We start from the raw sequence: 18350 nt of genomic DNA on the forward strand, positions 1-18350 counted from the left end.
CACAACCCACTAACCGAGTTTCAAATTTGCATGCTTAAGTCATCCTCATTTTACAGCAGCGCGACGTGCGCCTCCGTGCTTGCGCTGAGCCTCGCTGCCACGCCTGCATTGGCCTCCGATGCCCGTTCCATCGTCGATGGCGTAATGGCCTCCTACAAGGCAGCAGGTGCCTCTGTCGCAAGCTACGAAGGCTTTTCAGAAGAAGGCGATACGGTCACGCTTTCCAACGTGAAGATGGAAGTGCCGATTTCCTTCACGTTCAAGGACTCCACATTTGAAATTCATGCCGCCTTCGACACCGCGACCGTTGATCTCGTTGGGGCTGAAGAAAACGCCGATTCCTATATTTTTGAGGAGATTGTTATTCCGGAACTCGGAATGCACATGACCTTCAACTACCCTGATGACGCCGAGGATGCGGATCTTCCAACAAGCAGCACCAGCAAGCTCTTGGAGTACCGGAGCTTTAATGTCAGCATTCCCAAAGAGGGTAGCTACCCGATCCTGACATCACCGTCGCTTTTTGAAAACTATGCGAAATTGCAGGCTTTCTTCTTGGCGAGTTCGGCAGATAGGGAGACGATTGCGAGCGTCGAAACACAGATGGAACTTCCTGGTGGGGGAAGTCAGACAGCGCGCTTGACAGGAATGGACTTGCTGGATCGAAGAGGTGGCAAGCTCGCCCGTTACGATGTGGCTTCCTATGAGACCACCGAGATTTTCCCAGAGAGCGCAGAGACCGACCGGCCAAAGAAAATAGCCATTACCATGGGGCAAACGTCTGCACGAGATCTCAGTTCTTTGCCAATTCTCAGTTTCCTGGGTCTTTCGGAGCAAACTGAGGGTCTGCAGGAAATAATCGGATCAATGTCCATCCAGGACATTAGAACCGAGGTGGAAACCAAGGATGAAACAGCCAACTTTAACGCAGATCTGGTGTCCATCTCCAAGCTCAAGTATGCACCAGGTAATTTCAGCCGGTTGCTTCAAGTAATCGAAGACAACAACGAAACCGATGGCGATTTTGAGGAGACTGCAGCTCGCAATGTCTTCAAACATATTGGCTCTTTCGCGTTTGACAGCTTCCTGCTTCAGGACATCTCTTTCGGCAGCGAAGCTGCCACAGCCAACTTTGGTGAGATTGCCCTGCGCGACTTCAGCGGTAAGGGATTTGGCAGTATCCAGCTTACGGGCTTGGAAATCTCTTCTGTTCGCGATGAGCGCAACATGGCACTCGGCCACTTCGCCATCAGGGACGTAATATATCCTGATCTCGTCGAGGTGATGCTCTCAGCCAAGGATGTGTCTGAAACACCAATTCAGGCTGCTCTGGATAAAGCTCCGCAGATTGGCGCAATTGAACTTGGCGACATCAAGCTGGTGCAAGATGGCAAGGACGCGCTGTCGCTGAAAGGCATGGCGCTCTACCTGACGGATTACATCAACAAGATCCCAACAAAGGTCTCATTCAAAACCGAAGCCCTCAATGTAATGCCGAATGAGTTTGACGGCGACGCTCTGGTTCCACTGGTTGGTGAACGTATCAAGCTTGACCAAAACACCGACATTGCTTGGAATGAGGACACTCAAGAGCTGGTTCTCAACGACAACATTGAGCTTGCAGAGGGCTTCAACGTTCAATTGAACATTGAGCTTGGCGGCGTTGACCGTATGATCTTCGAAACGCCGGACGAGGCTGAAGCTGCACTGGTCAACATTACTCTGAACCGCGGCTCTATCCGCATTACAGATGCCAAGCTGGTAACCAAGTTCATCAAACAGTCTACGGAACAATCCGGCATGCCGGAAGACGTCCTTGTCGATATGCTTGTTTCCGAGATGGTCAAGAATTTGGGTCCGGTTGCCAACACCGAGTTTGGCAAGGAACTTCAGGACAAGCTCGCCCTGTTCCTTCTGAACCCGGAGAATCTTGAGATCGAGCTGGCACCAGAACAGGCTGTTCCGGTAATGCAGATTGCGGCGAACGCCATGCTTGCCCCGCAGGCCCTACCAAAGGTTCTGGGAGCAACCATCAAGAACTAAGGCGCTACCGCCAATCACCACAAAACCAAAAAACCCGCGCCTCCATCCGGAAGCGCGGGTTTTTCTTTATCTTCAGGAACTTGACGGTCAGGACTGCGTTTCAGAACGGAACTGCAATTCGCACAGACGCCGGTAGACCCCATCCATCTTGTAGAGCGCATCGTGGTTGCCGCTCTCGATAACCTTGCCAGCCTCCAGAACGTGAATGGTGTCAGCATCCCGCACGGTAGCAAGTCGGTGCGCAATCACCAGCGTGGTACGGCCTTTCATGAGCCGCGCCAATGCGATCTGGATCTTGTTCTCAGATTCGGCATCAAGCGCAGATGTGGCTTCATCCAGCAGCAGGATTGGTGCATTGGACAACATCGCGCGAGCAATGGCTACGCGTTGGCGCTGCCCACCCGAAAGCAGAAGCCCGCCCTCACCTACTGGACTGTCATAGCCCTTCTCCATGGCCATGATGAACTCGTGGGCATTGGCGTTTTTTGCTGCTTCCATGATGTCTTCGAGGGAAGCGCCCGGGCGACCGATCTCAATGTTCTCACGGACACTACGGTCAAACAGGAAAGTATCCTGCGTGACAATAGCGATGTTCTTGCGTAGTGACTTCACGGTGTACTGTGTCACGTCCTGACCATCGATCAGCACGGCCCCGCCCTGCGGCTCATAAAACCGCTCTATCATGGCAAACACGGTTGACTTGCCTGCGCCAGACGCCCCAACCAGCGCAGTTACCTCGCCCGCTTTTGCGGTCAACGTCATGCCATCCAATGCTGGCGCTTCATCATAATGAAACTGCAAATTGTCGAGCTTCACCTCGCCTTTGGTGACATTTAGATCCGGAAGGTTCTTGTCATTTGGATGCGCTTCTTCCATGTCCAGCACTTCGTAAAGCAACCTGACGCCAACCAGCTGCGTGTTCAGATTCACCTGCAGGCGTGCCAACCGTTTCATCGGATCGTAGGCAAGAAGAAGAGCGGTAATGAACGAGAAAAACGCTCCGGGATCCTGCCCGAGGTGGATCACACTGTAGCCGCCGTAGAGGATGATCAGCGCAATGGCAAAGCCGCCCAGCGTTTCCATCAGCGGAGAAGTTCGTGCCGTCAAAATGGCGATTTTGTTGGCCTGACGCTCCACATCAGCCACGGCGCTATCCATGGAACGCTGCATGTCACCTTCATAATTGAAGGACTTAACCACCCGGATCCCCAAGGCGGTCTCTTTGACCAAAGAAAGGATCTTGGACTGGGACACAAACTGGGATTTCGCAATCTTGCGCACGCGGCGCACAAGGTGCGCTACCGCAATAATTGCCGGCGGCATGATGGTGAGAGAAATCAGACTGAGAAGTGGATTTTGGTAGACCATCACCGCAACCAGTCCAATCACAGACATCACATCACGACCTGCTGCAAGGATAACCAGATCCATGACCTGCCGTGCGGCAGACGTATTGTGCGAGAACCGGTTGGCGATCTCACCAAAGGAGGTGTGATCAAAGAACCGCATGCCAAGACTGTTGACCTTCTCATACATCCGGCGCTGGAGCTTGGCGATGATAGAATTGCCAATGCGGCTCAAAATGACCTGCTGGCCGTAGGTGGCCGCACCACGAATGGTGAAGATCGCGATCACAATTCCAGAGATGATGTAGACCATCTGGGCATCGCGGTTGATGAACACTTCGTTGATCACGTTTTTCATGATCGCAGCGCTGCCTGCACCGGCGGCTGCAGAAACGGCCATGAACAGGAATGCCAGCGCATACCTGCCACGATAGTCCCGGAAGTTTTCCCTCATCAGCCGACGGATCAGCGCGGGCGCCCCATCCGGATCAGCAAACAGTTTATCACCAATGGCTTTGAACACCTGAAGTCCTCAAGTATGAAACGCGGGAGTCACCTCGCGCTATATCGCAAAAAGGGCGACCTATAAACAAGGCCGCCCTCCAAATTGGTATGAGATTACAACATCGCGTTGCAACCTGCCCTACGACTTACGCTTCTGGCAGGTTCAGGCGAATGTGCAGGTCACGCAGCTGCGCGGGGAACACATCGCTCGGTGCACCCATCAGCAGATCCTGTGCCTGCTGGTTCATCGGGAACAGGGTCACTTCACGCAGGTTCTTTGCGCCGATCAGAAGCATCACGATGCGGTCTACACCAGCAGCCATGCCACCGTGTGGAGGCGCGCCATACTGGAATGCGCGGAACATGCCGCCGAATTTTTCTTCCAACAGGCTTTCATCGTAACCAGCGATTTCGAAGGCCTTCTTCATGACCTCGACCTGGTGGTTACGGATCGCACCAGAACCAATCTCGAAGCCGTTACACACCACGTCATACTGATATGCGTTCAGCTCAAGCGGATCCTTGGAGTTCAGGCCTTCAAGGCCGCCTTCCGGCATGGAGAACGGGTTGTGAGAGAAGTCGACCTTCTTGTTCTCCTCATCCCATTCGTACATCGGGAAGTCCACGATCCAGCACAGTGCGAACTGGTCTTCGTCAACAAGTTCCAGTTCTTCTGCCGCACGGGTACGTGCCTTGCCTGCGAAATCTGCAAATTTCTTTGGATCGCCAGCGGCAAAGAAGACAGCATCACCTTCGCCCAGACCGAGCTGAGTGCGGATGGCTTCTGTACGCTCAGGACCAATGTTCTTGGCAATTGGGCCAGCGCCTTCCAACGTATCGCCTTCCTTACGGAAGAAGATGTAGCCCAGACCTGGCTGGCCTTCGCTCTGCGCCCAAGAGTTCATGCGATCGCAGAACGCACGGGAGCCGCCCTTCGGTGCCGGGATCGCCCAAACTTCTACCTTCGGGTCGTTCTCGATCATGCGTGCGAAGACCTTGAAGCCAGAGCCTGCAAAGTGTTCGGTCACTTCCTGCATTTCGATTGGGTTACGCAGATCCGGCTTGTCAGAGCCATACTTGCGGATCGCTTCGGCATAAGGAATGCGCGGGAATTCACCGGTGACGCGCTTGCCTTCGGCAAACTCTTCGAACACACCGCGGATGATCGGTTCCATGGTGGTCAGAACGTCTTCTTGAGTAACAAAGCTCATTTCCACGTCGAGCTGATAGAACTCGCCCGGCAGGCGGTCAGCGCGTGGATCTTCGTCACGGAAACAAGGTGCGATCTGGAAGTAACGGTCAAAGCCGGACATCATCAGCAGCTGCTTGAACTGCTGCGGTGCCTGTGGCAGCGCGTAGAACTTCCCTGGGTGAATACGAGACGGAACCAGGAAGTCGCGTGCACCTTCTGGAGAAGACGCGGTCAGGATTGGTGTCTGGAACTCGTTGAACGCCGCATCGTTCATGCGACGGCGCATGGAATTGATGATCTTGGTGCGCTTCAAAAGATTTGCGTGCAAAGTTTCGCGGCGCAGATCAAGGAAGCGGTACTTCAGGCGAATGTCTTCTGGATACTCAGGCTCACCAAAAACAGGAAGCGGTAGCTCCTGAGAAGCGCCCAGAACTTCCATTTCACGGATGAACACCTCAATGTGTCCAGTTTCCAAACCTTCGTTTGCGGTCTCTTCAGACCGGCGCTTCACTTCGCCGTCGATACGGATGCACCATTCAGCGCGCACGGTTTCAGCCAGCTTGAAGGCGGCGGAATCAGGATCAACAACGCACTGCGTCATGCCATAGTTGTCGCGCAGGTCGATAAACAGCAAACCGCCGTGATCGCGAACACGATGAACCCAACCGGAAAGGCGTGCCGTTTCACCTACGTGGGTTTCCCGCAGCTCTCCGCAGGTATGGCTTCGATAGCGATGCATAGCGTCCTCAGTGATAGTCTTAAAACTCGAATTTGAACTGATGAGTCCTGTCCCCTTGGACAGGTCGTCGGGTGGAAAAGCCATGTCATAACGGCAAAGTCAAGGGACGCAAGCAAAACACACGGCTTTAACGCTATTATTTCCCAGAATACGAAGTTTCGCCGTTCGGGAACTGCCGTATCGGGAAAGTTCCTGTCAATAATCTGCCTTTATCCGCCTCAAGAGCTGCCAGATTTAATTTTTGGTCGGGACAAAATGGCGACATTACGCTATAGCTCGCAAACCATGAAGATGATCACGACCACCGACGAGCTGGCTAAGGCCTGCGAACTGCTTGCACAATCCGATTTTGTTACCATTGATACCGAGTTTTTACGGGAAACCACGTTTTGGCCGAAACTCTGTGTCATTCAGATGGCGAGCCCCGATGACGCCGTGATCATTGACGCGCTTGCCGAAGGGCTCGATCTTGAACCGTTCTTCGACCTGATGCGCAACGAGGCGGTTACCAAGGTGTTTCATGCCGCCCGTCAGGACATCGAAATCATCTACCATCTGGGCGGATTTGTACCCTCTCCGGTGTTCGACAGCCAGGTCGCAGCGATGGTGTGCGGTTTTGGCGATTCGGTTTCCTATGACCAACTGGTTCAGAAGATTACCGGAACCGCCATTGACAAGTCTTCCCGCTTTACGGACTGGTCACGCCGACCGCTCACCGAAAAGCAGCTTGCCTATGCGCTGGCAGATGTCACGCACCTTCGCAACGTGTATCGCTACCTTATCAAGCGCCTTGAAGAGCAAGGGCGCGCCCATTGGGTTGGCGATGAGATGCAAACGCTGACCTCGGAAGAAACCTACCGTTCTGACCCGGACAAGGCTTGGCAGCGGCTGAAGCTGCGGGTTCGCAAGCCAAGAGACCTTGCCATTTTGAAAGAACTGGCAGCTTGGCGTGAGTCTGAAGCCCAAGGCCGCGACACACCGCGTAGCCGGGTGCTGAAAGACGATGCGATCTATGAAATTTCCATGCAGCACCCCAAGAGTGCAGAAGCGCTGAGCCAGCTGCGCACGATCCCAAAGGGATTTGAGCGCTCCAAGCACGCGGACGGCATTTTGAAGGCGGTTGCGCGTGGCCTTGCTGTGCCGGAAGAAGAGCTTCCTGAACTTCCAAAAGGCCGCCCTGCGCCAGATGGTTCTGGAGCCGCTGTTGATCTTCTCAAGGTTCTTCTAAAGATGACGAGCGAGAACTCAGGCGTCGCGCCGAAAGTGATTGCTACTGTCGAGGATCTTGAAAAGATCGCCGCAGACGATGAGGCAGATGTTGCAGCTTTGAAGGGCTGGCGCCGGGAACTCTTTGGGGAACCGGCCCTGCGTCTCAAGCGCGGTGAAGTGGCAATTGCTTTCAACGGACGCCAGGTGGTGCTGTGCGAACAGGGTGAGCCTGTAGAGCGGGTTGTCCAGACACGAGGCAATGGCAGCCGTCGCCGGAACAGAAACTCCCGGCCCAAAGCACCAGCCACAGCAGAGACAGGCGAATAACAAAAAGGCCCTCGATCTGGAGGGCCTTTTTGTTTGCATTGTTTTCCAGCCCTCAGGCCGCTGCGACTATTTCAGAGTCGAGATCCAACAGACGCGACAGCTGATTGAGCCGCTTGCGCAGACGTTCCCCATCAAAGGCTTCGTATCCCTCAGGAAGCGTCAAAACGAGCTTGTCTTCTTCCAGGCTCAACCCAAGCTGCGGCAGTACGCCTTCAATGGAGGCGCTTAGAAGCGACGCCACTCGCAAGGATGCACCCAAAATACGGGCCATCTTGAGAAGCCGTTCGCTGCACAGCTTGTAAAGCTCAGGAGAGACGGCATCATCCACCAGCCCCTCATGGCGATAGAACACAGAGAGCGCAAGGTATGCCCGGCCCGGATGATCGATGCCCACAAAGCCTGCATTTGAGATTACATTGAGAGACTGTTCACCGCGATAGTCTGGATGGGCGCGCCATCCAATATCCGAAAGGTGACAGGCTGCTGTACGCAGGCGGCGCTCATAGTCGGTTTCGCTGACGCCGCACAGGTTAAACAAGCGGTTGGTCCACGCCACGAGTTCCGTGCCGTAGTTGGGCGAGCGCGCCCGCAAGAGACCAAGCTCCTTGGAGGCTTCGATCAGCGGATCCTTGGCCCGTTCGTCATCCGCCAGCATTTCGTAAAGCAGACCTTCTCGCACGCCCAAAGCGGAAAACACCACCCGCTCCGCCTTGCTTTGCAGCAACACCTCACGCATCACCGTGGCACCGTAAGGCAACAGGGCGCGGCGGGCTTTGGAGATGAACTGAATGCCGCGCATGGCGACTTCTTCGTCGCGCATCACGCGTTCACAGAACGCAATAGCTGCATCCGCCGGAATGGAGTAGTCGTGCATGACATGAAGTGGATAGCCTTCACGGAACAGATGCAGGCGGCCCAGAGAGCGCCAGGTGCCGCCGATTGCGAAGAACGTGCGCCCTTGCGCTTCTGTCAGCCAATCGGCTTTTCCCAGTTCCGTAGTGGCGATTTTTGCAGCCTTGGAAAGGCTACGCTTGGCGGTTTCCTGCAAGCGAATGCCGCCAAGGGGAAACGTCATGCCATGGCCAATGGTACCTTCATCAAGGTTCACCAGCTCGAGGCTACCCCCGCCCAGGTCGCCCACCATGCCATCCGCTCGCCAAAAACCGGAGACGACGCCCTTTGCAGAGTAATGGGCTTCGTCTCGCCCTGAGAAAATCTGCACCGTCGTGCCGCAAATCTCTTCAACCCGCCGGATAAAGTCCGGGCCATTGGAGGCCTCGCGGGCGGCGGCGGTGGCCAGAATTCTAAGTTCTGTTACCCCGATGTGCTCACAAACGGCGCGGTATCGGGTAATCGCTTTTAGTGCGGCTTCAACACGGTCGTCGGCCAGACGTCCCGTCTGACCAAGACCACGGCCGAGGCCTGCCAACATTTTTTCATTGAAAAGAGCGGTCGGACTGCGCGACAGGCGCTCATAAACAACAAGTCGAATAGAGTTGGAACCAATATCAATGATCGCAACGGGGCCAGCTCCGATAAAGCGGCCCCGAATACACTCACCCTCTAAACCTTCAGGCACTTCTCGGGCGCTCCACAAACAGTTTTGGTCCATCCCCCTTCAGCGATGAACCTCTCCCAGACAATGACGGATTCGTCATGAAATACATGTGTGCATTGAACGGATCTTCATCAGGAGCCGCTATGATACGCTCATGGCTGCCATCTGGAAGCAGGCGCCAGCTCTGCTGATTGTCTTCTAGATTGGCGACCATAATCTGATCCAAAATCTGTTCGTGCACAGTTGCGTTGACCACCGGCGCGAGCGTTTCCACGCGGCGATCCAAGTTTCTCGGCATAAGATCCGCGGAGCCGATATACACATGTGCTTCGCGAGATGGAAGCCCATGACCATTGCCAAAACAGAAAATTCGGCTGTGTTCCAAGAAACGTCCTACGATGGATTTCACGCGAATATTATCGGAAAGTCCAGGAATTTCAGGGCGCAAGCAGCAAATACCGCGCACGACAAGATCAACTTGTACACCGGCCTGACTTGCCCTGTACAGGCAGTCAATAATACCGGGATCCACAAGCGAGTTCATCTTCATCCATACTTGAGCAGGACGACCGGCGCGCGCGTGCTCAATCTCGGCCTCAGTCAGATCGATGATCCGCTGGCGCAGTGTCATTGGAGAAATCTCGATCTTCTCCAGCGCGCCCGGCTCGGCGTAACCGGTGATGAAGTTGAAGATCTTCGCCGTGTCACGTGCAATCTGAGGATCACAGGTGAAGTAGGACAGATCGGTATAGATCCGCGCCGTGATTGGGTGATAGTTGCCTGTGCCAATGTGGCAGTAGGTCTTTAGGCCGCCATGCTCGCGGCGCACCACCATGGACAGCTTGGCGTGTGTCTTGAGTTCGAGGAACCCGAACACCACCTGAACGCCTGCCCGTTCCAGATCGCGGGCCCAACGGATGTTGGCTTCCTCGTCAAAACGCGCCTTCAGCTCGACCAGAGCGGTTACGGACTTGCCCGCCTCAGCCGCTTCAATCAGCGCCTTTACGATCGGAGAGTTGTTGGACGTGCGGTACAGCGTCTGCTTGATGGCCACAACATCCGGGTCCTGTGCCGCTTGCCGCAGGTACTGGACCACAACGTCGAAGCTCTCATAAGGGTGGTGGACGAGGATGTCCTTCTGCTGAATCGCTGCAAAACAGTCGCCACCATGCTCTCGAATGCGCTCAGGGAAGCGCGCAGAATACTTGGTGAACTTGAGATCATCACGGTTAATGTCAATAAGCTGTGACAACTCGTTGAGAGCCAACAAGCCATTGACCTTAAAGACTTCGTCGCCTTTTACATTCAGCTCGTCGGCAACAAACCGCATCAGGTTCGAAGGCGTCCCCTCTTCGATTTCCAGACGGATTACGGACCCCAGACGCCGGCGCTTCAAAGCGCTCTCAAAAAGACGAACCAGATCTTCCGCTTCTTCCTCGATTTCCAGATCGGAATCGCGGATTACGCGGAACGCCCCCTGCCCGCGCACTTCGTAACCCGGGAAAAGCTGGGCGATGAAGAGGCTAATGATGGTTTCAACAGTAATGAAACGGATCACCTTTGTGCCCTCACCATCGGGCTCTGGCAACATCACGAAGCGGCCAATCTGGCTTGGCATGCGCAGCAGCGCGGTCATGCCCGGCCCGCCCTTGCTTGGCTTCAGATCAAGGATCAGGGAGAAGCCAAGGTTTGGAATGAACGGGAACGGGTGCGCCGGGTCCAGTGCCAGCGGTGTGAGAACCGGGAAAATGTGCAGGAGAAAATAGTCTTCCAACCAAGTGCGCTCGGCGGAACTCAGGTCATCCCCATCGACGATGAAGATGCCTTCTTCAGCAAGCTCGGTGCGAAGCTGCCGGAAGCGAGACTGCTGGTCACTTTGCAACCGCTCAACCGCCTCAGAGATCTTGTCGAGCTGCTCACGGGGGGTCAAGCCGTCATCGGAGCGCTTGGACACGCCAGCAATTTGCTGACCGCGCAGGCCCGCAACGCGGACCATGAAAAACTCATCGAGGTTGTTGGCAGAGATTGAAAGGAAACGCAGGCGCTCCAATAGCGGGTGGCTGGGGTTCATGGATTCTTCGAGAACCCGGCGATTGAACTGTAGCCATGACAGTTCGCGGTTCACAAAGCGCTCCGGAGAGCGCATCAGAGCCGCGCCGTCTTCCAGATTTGCCAAATCTTCTTCGCGCGTCGCCACCGGCTGCGCGCTCAACTCGGTCATATCATTCATTCTCTGGCACCTCCGGTAAAATCAATAGATGTTTCTCAATCGACCCAAATAGTTACAGCCGTTTGTCAGTTGCCCGAAAAAGTTGTTTACTCATCTAAACTTTCGAGCATGCGCGACGCCATAACGCGGGTAATTTTCTTGCCACTTGCCAGTGCCTGCCGGTCAAGCCGATCGACCATCTGTGCAGCCGCATTGAGTGAACGCTCGATGCGCACCACAAGGAAATCCACTACGGTTGAATCAATAGAAATCTGTCGGTCCGCGAACAGCTTCGTCAGAACCATCTTGAGCAGCATATCGTCCGGCTCTTCGATCTCCACGGGCGTTGTGGCCCGGAAACGGGAGGCCAGATCCGGCAACTGCAGCGGCATGGACTGTGGCCACACGCGGGATGTGATCAGCATGGAGCTGCCGTGCAGGCGCACTGCATTGAACAGATGGAAGAGGCTTCGCTCGTCAAAGCCCTGATGGATGTCTTCAACGGCGACGGGCCCGCTTTCCGAGAGGCTGTTCACGTCACATCGTTGCAGATCGGACGCTTTGACGACCGTTGCACCGCTCATTTCCTGCCACACGTTTACGAGGTGTGTCTTGCCAGAACCTATTGGTCCTGCAAGCAAAACGATGGGTGATGGCCACTCCGGCCAATTGTTGATCAGGTTGAAAGCCACCTGATTGGACGAACTCACCAGATAATCATCAATCCCCAATGCCTCCTCATGGGGCAAGACTAACGGCAATTGCTGTGGCGTGATCGCTCCACTCATTCCACTTCTTCCACTTTGCTCTGTTTGGGGTGCACACCCGCATAGAACGGACTGGACAGATACTGCCGCAGGCCAAACCGGGCCAGAACACCCACTGCGGCCGCGGCGGGGATGGCAATGAGCATTCCGACAAAACCAAACAGGCTGCCGAACGCAAACAGCGCAAACATGAGCCATACCGGATGCAGGCCCACGGAGTGGCCTACCAGCTTGGGCTGAAGGATGTTGCCTTCAAGAAACTGGCCCGTTGCAAAAACCAGAAGCACGGCGCCGATCATGAGAGGATCCGGCCAGAACTGGAAAATGGCTACACCGATGGACATGAGGAAGCCCGCAAGCGCACCGATATAAGGAATAAAGCTCACCACACCCGCCGTTAGCCCGATGAGGAGTCCGAACTTCAGACCCACCAACAGAAGACCAACCGCATAAAAAGTTCCCAATATGAGGCACACCAGTACCTGACCGCGAACAAACCCTGCAACGGCCGTGTTCATTTGTCCGCATAATTCACGGATTGTGTTCTGGTGATCCCGTGGAAGCCAACTGTCGATGCGCGCGATCATATTGTCCCAGTCCAGCAGCAGATAGAAAGCCACGACCGGGGTAACGACGAGCAGAGAAACGATGGAAAGCAGCGCCTGACCACCACTCCAGATGGACTGGAGTACGGTTGCCGCCCAGCTTGCCGCCTGCCCCATGATGGTGCCGAGCTGCGACTGGACCTGCCCTTGTGAAAGGAGCCCCATTTCCTGAAGGCGCGGGCCGATGCGTTCGGAGATCAAGACCTCCAGCCCGTTGACGATGCGCGGAATCTCGGCAAGGAAACCGGCGATCTGAGTGCCGATGAGCGGGCCAATGATCAACAGTGCGGAGAAGAACAGAAAGACGAACAAGATCAAGATGATCAAGGTGGCCCACAAGCGGCCAACGCCGTGTCTTTCAAAAAAATCTGCAACTGGATCAAGCAGATATGCCAGCGCCATTCCGGCCACGAACGGCAGCAGAATGTCGCTGAATACAAACAGGAAAAGGACAAGGCCGATAAAGGTTGCGAACCAGAACCCAACTTGCTGGCGTAAACTCATTGCTCCGCGACCTCCATCCTGTGGCGCTCCCCGCCATAATACCGGCAAGCTTACGCCCGTGTTAAGTACCAAGAATTGGCCGGTCAAGTGCTTCCACCAATATGATCGCGTTTATCCCTAAACAGACCTAAACCCAGACTTGTGGGAACCCGCCACATCCGGGGTGCAGCTGAGGCACAGAATGCGCGTTTTTCACCGCCTAAAACGCGCGATACGCCTTGCAATTGGGGTGCTTTTTGGGTTCTATGCGCGCAAACTCAAAGGGCGCTCGGCCTAACCCTCTTCTTACGATTGGAGCACAGTCATGAGCCAGAATGACGGTTCGTCTCTCACCTACGCGCAGGCAGGTGTGGACATTGATGCGGGCAACGCGCTTGTAAAGCGGATCAGTCCTCTGGTTAAGGCTACGCGCCGTTCTGGAGCAGACAGCGATATTGGTGGGTTTGGCGGCCTTTTTGACCTCAAAGGCGCAGGCTTCAAGGACCCTATTCTGGTTGCCGCCAACGACGGCGTTGGCACCAAGTTGAAGATCGCCATCGACACCGACACCCATGACACGGTGGGCATCGACCTTGTGGCCATGTGCGTGAACGATCTGGTAGTGCAAGGCGCTGAGCCTTTGTTCTTCCTCGACTATTTCGCCTGCGGCTCTCTGGATGTTGATCGGGCAACGGCGGTTGTGGCCGGTATTGCCGAGGGCTGCAAGCAAGCAGGCTGCGCGCTGATTGGCGGCGAAACTGCAGAAATGCCGGGCATGTATGCCAAGGACGATTACGATCTGGCAGGCTTTTCCGTTGGCGCTGCAGAACGCGGCACATTGCTGCCTCGTGCCGACATTGGCGAAGGAGATGTTCTTCTGGGCCTTGCGTCTTCCGGCGTTCACTCCAACGGCTTCTCGCTGGTGCGCAAGGTCGTTGAGCGTTCCGGTCTTTCCTGGGAGGATGCGGCGCCGTTCGACGAGAGCAAGAGCCTTGGCAAGGCGCTGATGACGCCAACCAAGATCTATGTGAAGCCCCTTCTGGAGGCGATCCGCAACACCACGGGCGTCAAGGCGTTGGCCCACATCACAGGCGGCGGCCTGCCTGAGAACCTACCTCGCGTCCTGCCTGACAACCTGACGGCACGGATCAATCTGGATGCCATTGAGGCACCTGCGGTGTTCAAATGGCTGGCACAGACCGCGCAGGTGGAAGAGTTTGAAATGCTGCGCACATTCAACTGCGGCGTCGGCATGGTGGTGGTTGCTTCTGCGCAGGAAGCAGACAGCATCAAAACCCTGCTTGAGCTTCAGGGCGAGAAGGTTTTCGTGATTGGCCAGCTGGATCAACGCGGGTCCGAACCTGTTGAATTTACTGGCTTTCTGGGACTATAAGCATGTCTGAAGCAACAAAAAAACGCGTCGCTGTGCTGATTTCTGGACGGGGAAGCAACATGGCTTCCCTGATTGAGGCTGCCAAGGAGCCGGGGTATCCGGCGGAGATCGTTGTGGTGGGCTCCAACCGCCCCGACGCTGCTGGCCTTGAGGCTGCCAAAGAGGCCGGTCTTCAGACTTTTGCCATAGATCACAAGGAGTTCGGCAAGGATCGGGCCGCGTTTGACAGCGCGCTTTCCGCTGAACTCAAGAAGCACGATGTGGAACTGGTGGTTCTGGCTGGCTTCATGCGGCTGTTGACGCCGGGCTTTACCGAAGAATGGGAAGGCCGCCTGATCAACATCCACCCGGCCCTGCTGCCGAGCTTTCCGGGCCTGAACACCCACGCTCGGGCGCTTGAGACCGGTGTGAAGCTCCATGGCGCGACGGTGCACTTCGTTACAAGCGAAATGGACGTTGGACCAATCATCATGCAGGGCGCGGTGCCTGTGCTGGATGATGACAGCGAGCAGACCCTGGCTGCCCGTGTTCTGGAAGTGGAACACCAGATCTATCCGGAAGCGCTGGCGCTGGTTGCGGCAAAACGCACCGAGATCAACGGCATGCGGGTGACCATCGTCGGCAGTGACGATCTGGATGATGATCTGATCGCACCCACGGTCTGATCGGACCTTTGAGATCTGGCGGAGGGCGACGCCGTTATCCCCCTCTGCTCCCCCTTTCAGCCATGGAAATCGCGCGCCTTCATTTGAGCCGCGCAAGAACGACTTATCCCCGTGGCCACGTTTGAACGCGCTTTGCGTTGATGCTGCGTTGGTTTGAATGAATCGCGCATTTCTTGCGATGACTGCTGCCGCCCAGCGCGCCGAACCGGGTGCGCTCTCGGACAACAGCGCCCTTTCCTCGTTCCAGCCCTTCGCCGCCCTGTTATCGATTATTTTTTCTCATCCATTGCAATCCAAGTCATACAGGAATTGCTGGTTGATGGCATTGCACACGCCTTGGAGGTCTGGGTAGAGGCTGGCCGCGCCGATGCCCAGATAGCTCAAGGATGCCATGATGCCGCGCACGCAGTCCTTCGGGATCTTGAACTCGGTGATCTTGGCATAAACATCCGGTGCGTGATCTAGGGAGAGGAACTTGCCGAAATGCTCTGAATACTGGTGGACCGTGAAGTAGCCATTTTGCGCGATGACACGGGGATTATTCAGATGCGGACGATAGACGCGGGTCTTCTCCTGATCCCATGGCCCTTTTTGCAGATCGGGCTGCATGTCAAGCTCGCGGGTGTCAAGCATGTAGATGTAGGTGTATTGCCGGTTATGGGAGAGCACCCCGTTGCAGGCAAACCAGAGCGCTGCCAGCGGATTTGAGGTCCAGTCCAGCAGACGGGTCTTGAGGCCATAGTGCTGCGCTTTGACAAGCACCTCCCAATCGCTTTCCTTTGCCGAGATGTGTGCTGCACCGATCTGTCTGAGCTTGACGATCATGCGCTTTTCGATGTCGGTGCTGTTCCAGTCCGGCATATGGCGGGCAATGGACGGCAACAAACTGCCCGGCCGCGATTGCCCGCGATAGATGACAGCACCATCGTGCGGGTGGTCCACATCCACCTGCTGCAGGAATTCAAGAAGCGTGCAGACAGTCTTGCTGGGAACTTCCAGAGTTTCGTCAAAATCGCGCAGCGGCTTACCCTTCCCAGCTGTTCAGGAGACTGGATCATAGGTTGCATAAAACGCCATGCGCAATTGGGAAGGATACAGCGCGACAATGAGGCCACTTGCCCTGCCATCGCGCCTTTGAGTGGCAACCAGGCCCCGGAGAGGAAGACTGCGCCCTCTCCGGCTGAGCTAACGGTGCCATCAAAACCTGCTTCAGAGTTTTTCGATGGCGATGCGGGTATCGTGGAAGGCCATGCCACCAAACGGCGCGACCTGATCGGCTCCGGTCAAGGTGTTGATGCCGTTCCCATTGATGAAGCTCTTGTTGGGCCACAAGCCTTCGGAGACAACGGTGCCTTTTCGCACCCGCTCGCCGATTTCCGCGTGGAGGTGAACTTCGCCCCGAGCGTTCTTGAGCGCAATCACGTCGCCATCGGCAACGCCCAGCGCGGCGGCATCATCTGCATGCAACATAGCTACGGGTTGCCCTTCTTTCTTCAACGAAGACTCGGTTTCGTTGAAGCTTGAGTTGAGGAAGGAACGCGCCGGAGCTGTAACAAGGCGGTACGGCTCGCTGTCCGTGGCCTTTTCCGGGGTTTCCCAATAGTCCGGCAGGCTTGGAAGCTGTTGCCATGGGCCCATTGGCCCTACATTGGGCGCAGGAACGTTGACCCAATCCGGCTTGAAGCGGAATTTTCCGTCCGGATAGCCAAAGCCATTCAGGTAGTGGCTTTCTGCAAATCCGGGCTGGCAATCAATCCAGCGCTCCCTTTCGAGGCGCTCCAGCCCACCATATCCAGATGCATGCAGCATCCAATCTACGTGCTCACGTGCTGTCCAGGAATGGGCGTCCAGCGGGGCCCCCTCCAACCGATGGATCAGCTCATTGAGGAGATAAAGGTTCTCCCGCGCTTCACCCGGCGCTTCGATGATTTTTGGCCCAAACAGAATGCTCTGCTGCCCCCCTGCCTTGTAGATGTCGTCATGCTCCAGAAACTGGGTAGCCGGTAGCACGATATCGGCCATCTCGGCGGTCTCTGTCATGAATTGCTCATGCACAACGGTGAAGAGGTCTTCACGGGCGAACCCCTTCTTCACCAGCTCCTGCTCCGGCGCTACCGACATGGGGTTGGTGTTTTGAATGATCATGGCGGTGACGGGCGGACCACCCAGCAGCGCCTCTTCATCTCCATTCAGGATCCGGCCCACCTGCCCCATATCGAGCTGGCGGATAGTGGGGTCTTTCAACTCATGACCTTCGATCTTCGAGTTGTTCAGCTTGAAGATGCCGCCATTGTTGTGGAACGCGCCGCCGCCTTCGTATTGGTAGTGTCCCCCCACAACGGCGATACAGGACGCGGCATGCATGGAGACAACGCCGTTTCGGGATCGGGTAAAGCCGTAGCCAAGGCGGAAGAAGGTGCGCTGCGTGGTGCCAATGAGGTTGGCGAAGTCCTCGATCTCTTTAACGCTCAGGCCGGTGATCTTTGCCGCCCATTCGGGGCCACGGGACTGAAGGTGCGCTTCCAGCTCTTCCGGCACATCTGCGAATTTCGCCATGTAGTCCCGGTCGGCATGGCCATCACGGAACAGGACATGCATGACCGCGCAGGCCAGCGCTGCATCCGTGCCCGGTTTGATGATCAGGCCCATATCGGCCTGTTTCATGGTTTCCGTGCGGTAGACATCGACCACGGCGATCTTGGCACCACGGGTCTTGCGCGCCTTGATGGCATGGGTCATGACGTTGACCTGCGTTGCCACCGCGTTGGTGCCCCAGATGACAACAAAGTCGGAGACCGCCATCTCGCGCGGGTCCGGCCCGGTCAGGCTTCCGGTTCCGGCGATGTATCCGGTCCACGCCATGTTGGTGCAAAACGTACCGTACATGCCCGAATAGCCCTTGGCATGACGCAACCGGTTGATGCTGTCGCGCTGAACCAACCCCATGGTGCCTGCATAATAGTAGGGCCAAACCGTTTGCGGGCCATGCTTTTCTTCAGCTGCACGGAATTTCGCGGTGATCTCATCAAGCGCCTCATCCCATGAGATACGCTCGAACTGGCCACTGCCTTTGGGCCCCGTGCGCCGAAGCGGATAAAGCAGCCGATCCGGATGGTGAATACGCTCCGAATAGCGCGCCACCTTGGCGCAGATGACACCGGCCGTATAGGTGTTGTCCTTGGCACCGAACAGGCGCTTGACGCGGCCTTCCGGGCTGAGCTCAACCTCTACAGCACAGGTAGATGGGCAATCATGCGGACACGCAGAAAACTTGCGTGGTGGCTTAACGGCTTTGTTCATCAAACGCTAC

The 18350-nt window shown here is 55.9% G+C and carries 12 protein-coding genes; 4 read left to right on the top strand and 8 right to left on the bottom strand.

From position 1 onward, the window contains the following. The first annotated feature begins 30 nt into the window (after positions 1-30). Entirely contained in the window at positions 31-2043 is a 2013-nt protein-coding gene (locus tag PUV47_RS03055; RefSeq protein ID WP_274216971.1) for a hypothetical protein, read from the top strand. Between the two features lie 87 nt (positions 2044-2130). Here the strand turns inward: PUV47_RS03055 and PUV47_RS03060 are convergent, their stop codons facing one another. Both PUV47_RS03060 and aspS read right to left on the bottom strand, forming a co-directional pair. Continuing rightward, positions 2131-3912: an ABC transporter ATP-binding protein gene (locus PUV47_RS03060; RefSeq protein WP_274216972.1), complete on the bottom strand. Its 1782-nt coding sequence runs from the start codon at positions 3910-3912 to the stop codon at positions 2131-2133. A 127-nt stretch (positions 3913-4039) separates the two neighbouring features. Further along, entirely contained in the window at positions 4040-5824 is a 1785-nt protein-coding gene (gene aspS, locus PUV47_RS03065) for an aspartate--tRNA ligase (protein WP_274216973.1), read from the bottom strand. A gap of 291 nt (positions 5825-6115) precedes the next feature. Between aspS and rnd the strand changes: the two genes are divergently transcribed. Next, positions 6116-7360 (top strand): ribonuclease D, encoded by a 1245-nt coding sequence (gene rnd / locus PUV47_RS03070; protein WP_274217418.1) that lies wholly within the window; start codon positions 6116-6118, stop codon positions 7358-7360. 52 nt (positions 7361-7412) lie between these two features. Here the strand turns inward: rnd and PUV47_RS03075 are convergent, their stop codons facing one another. The 4 genes from PUV47_RS03075 to PUV47_RS03090 form a co-directional block, all read right to left on the bottom strand. After that, a complete protein-coding gene (locus PUV47_RS03075; protein ID WP_274216974.1) occupies positions 7413-8939 on the bottom strand; it encodes a Ppx/GppA family phosphatase in 1527 nt (508 codons plus the stop codon). After that, on the bottom strand, positions 8932-11148 hold the full coding sequence (locus PUV47_RS03080; protein WP_413697801.1) for an RNA degradosome polyphosphate kinase: 2217 nt from the start codon (positions 11146-11148) through the stop codon (positions 8932-8934). The genes PUV47_RS03075 and PUV47_RS03080 overlap by 8 nt, the downstream gene beginning before the upstream one ends. A gap of 86 nt (positions 11149-11234) precedes the next feature. Continuing rightward, positions 11235-11915 (bottom strand): HdaA/DnaA family protein, encoded by a 681-nt coding sequence (locus tag PUV47_RS03085; RefSeq protein WP_274216975.1) that lies wholly within the window; start codon positions 11913-11915, stop codon positions 11235-11237. Continuing rightward, positions 11912-13003, bottom strand: a complete 1092-nt coding sequence (locus PUV47_RS03090) for an AI-2E family transporter (protein ID WP_274216976.1) — start codon at positions 13001-13003, stop codon at positions 11912-11914. The genes PUV47_RS03085 and PUV47_RS03090 overlap by 4 nt, the downstream gene beginning before the upstream one ends. Positions 13004-13307: 304 nt before the next feature. Between PUV47_RS03090 and purM the strand changes: the two genes are divergently transcribed. Further along, a complete protein-coding gene (gene purM / locus PUV47_RS03095) occupies positions 13308-14375 on the top strand; it encodes a phosphoribosylformylglycinamidine cyclo-ligase (RefSeq protein WP_274216977.1) in 1068 nt (355 codons plus the stop codon). A 2-nt stretch (positions 14376-14377) separates the two neighbouring features. Then, positions 14378-15040, top strand: a complete 663-nt coding sequence (gene purN / locus PUV47_RS03100) for a phosphoribosylglycinamide formyltransferase (RefSeq protein ID WP_274216978.1) — start codon at positions 14378-14380, stop codon at positions 15038-15040. A 279-nt stretch (positions 15041-15319) separates the two neighbouring features. Here the strand turns inward: purN and PUV47_RS03105 are convergent, their stop codons facing one another. Together PUV47_RS03105 and PUV47_RS03110 are read right to left on the bottom strand one after the other, a co-directional pair. Beyond that, positions 15320-15982: an FRG domain-containing protein gene (locus PUV47_RS03105; protein ID WP_274216979.1), complete on the bottom strand. Its 663-nt coding sequence runs from the start codon at positions 15980-15982 to the stop codon at positions 15320-15322. 267 nt (positions 15983-16249) lie between these two features. Further along, positions 16250-18340: a molybdopterin-containing oxidoreductase family protein gene (locus tag PUV47_RS03110; RefSeq protein WP_274216980.1), complete on the bottom strand. Its 2091-nt coding sequence runs from the start codon at positions 18338-18340 to the stop codon at positions 16250-16252. Positions 18341-18350 lie beyond the last annotated feature (10 nt).

Origin of the sequence: Pseudovibrio exalbescens (assembly GCF_028737195.1) — a bacterium.
Classification (GTDB): domain Bacteria; phylum Pseudomonadota; class Alphaproteobacteria; order Rhizobiales; family Stappiaceae; genus Pseudovibrio; species Pseudovibrio zosterae.

Excerpts from the sequence above, each read along its gene's own strand:
- PUV47_RS03055 (WP_274216971.1), top strand. The coding sequence starts at position 31 with ATGCTTAAGTCATCCTCATTTTACAGCAGCGCGACGTGCGCCTCCGTG.
- aspS (WP_274216973.1), bottom strand. The coding sequence starts at position 5,824 with ATGCATCGCTATCGAAGCCATACCTGCGGAGAGCTGCGGGAAACCCAC.
- rnd (WP_274217418.1), top strand. The coding sequence starts at position 6,116 with ATGATCACGACCACCGACGAGCTGGCTAAGGCCTGCGAACTGCTTGCA.
- PUV47_RS03080 (WP_413697801.1), bottom strand. The coding sequence starts at position 11,148 with ATGAATGATATGACCGAGTTGAGCGCGCAGCCGGTGGCGACGCGCGAA.
- PUV47_RS03085 (WP_274216975.1), bottom strand. The coding sequence starts at position 11,915 with ATGAGTGGAGCGATCACGCCACAGCAATTGCCGTTAGTCTTGCCCCAT.
- PUV47_RS03090 (WP_274216976.1), bottom strand. The coding sequence starts at position 13,003 with ATGAGTTTACGCCAGCAAGTTGGGTTCTGGTTCGCAACCTTTATCGGC.
- purM (WP_274216977.1), top strand. The coding sequence starts at position 13,308 with ATGAGCCAGAATGACGGTTCGTCTCTCACCTACGCGCAGGCAGGTGTG.
- purN (WP_274216978.1), top strand. The coding sequence starts at position 14,378 with ATGTCTGAAGCAACAAAAAAACGCGTCGCTGTGCTGATTTCTGGACGG.
- PUV47_RS03110 (WP_274216980.1), bottom strand. The coding sequence starts at position 18,340 with ATGAACAAAGCCGTTAAGCCACCACGCAAGTTTTCTGCGTGTCCGCAT.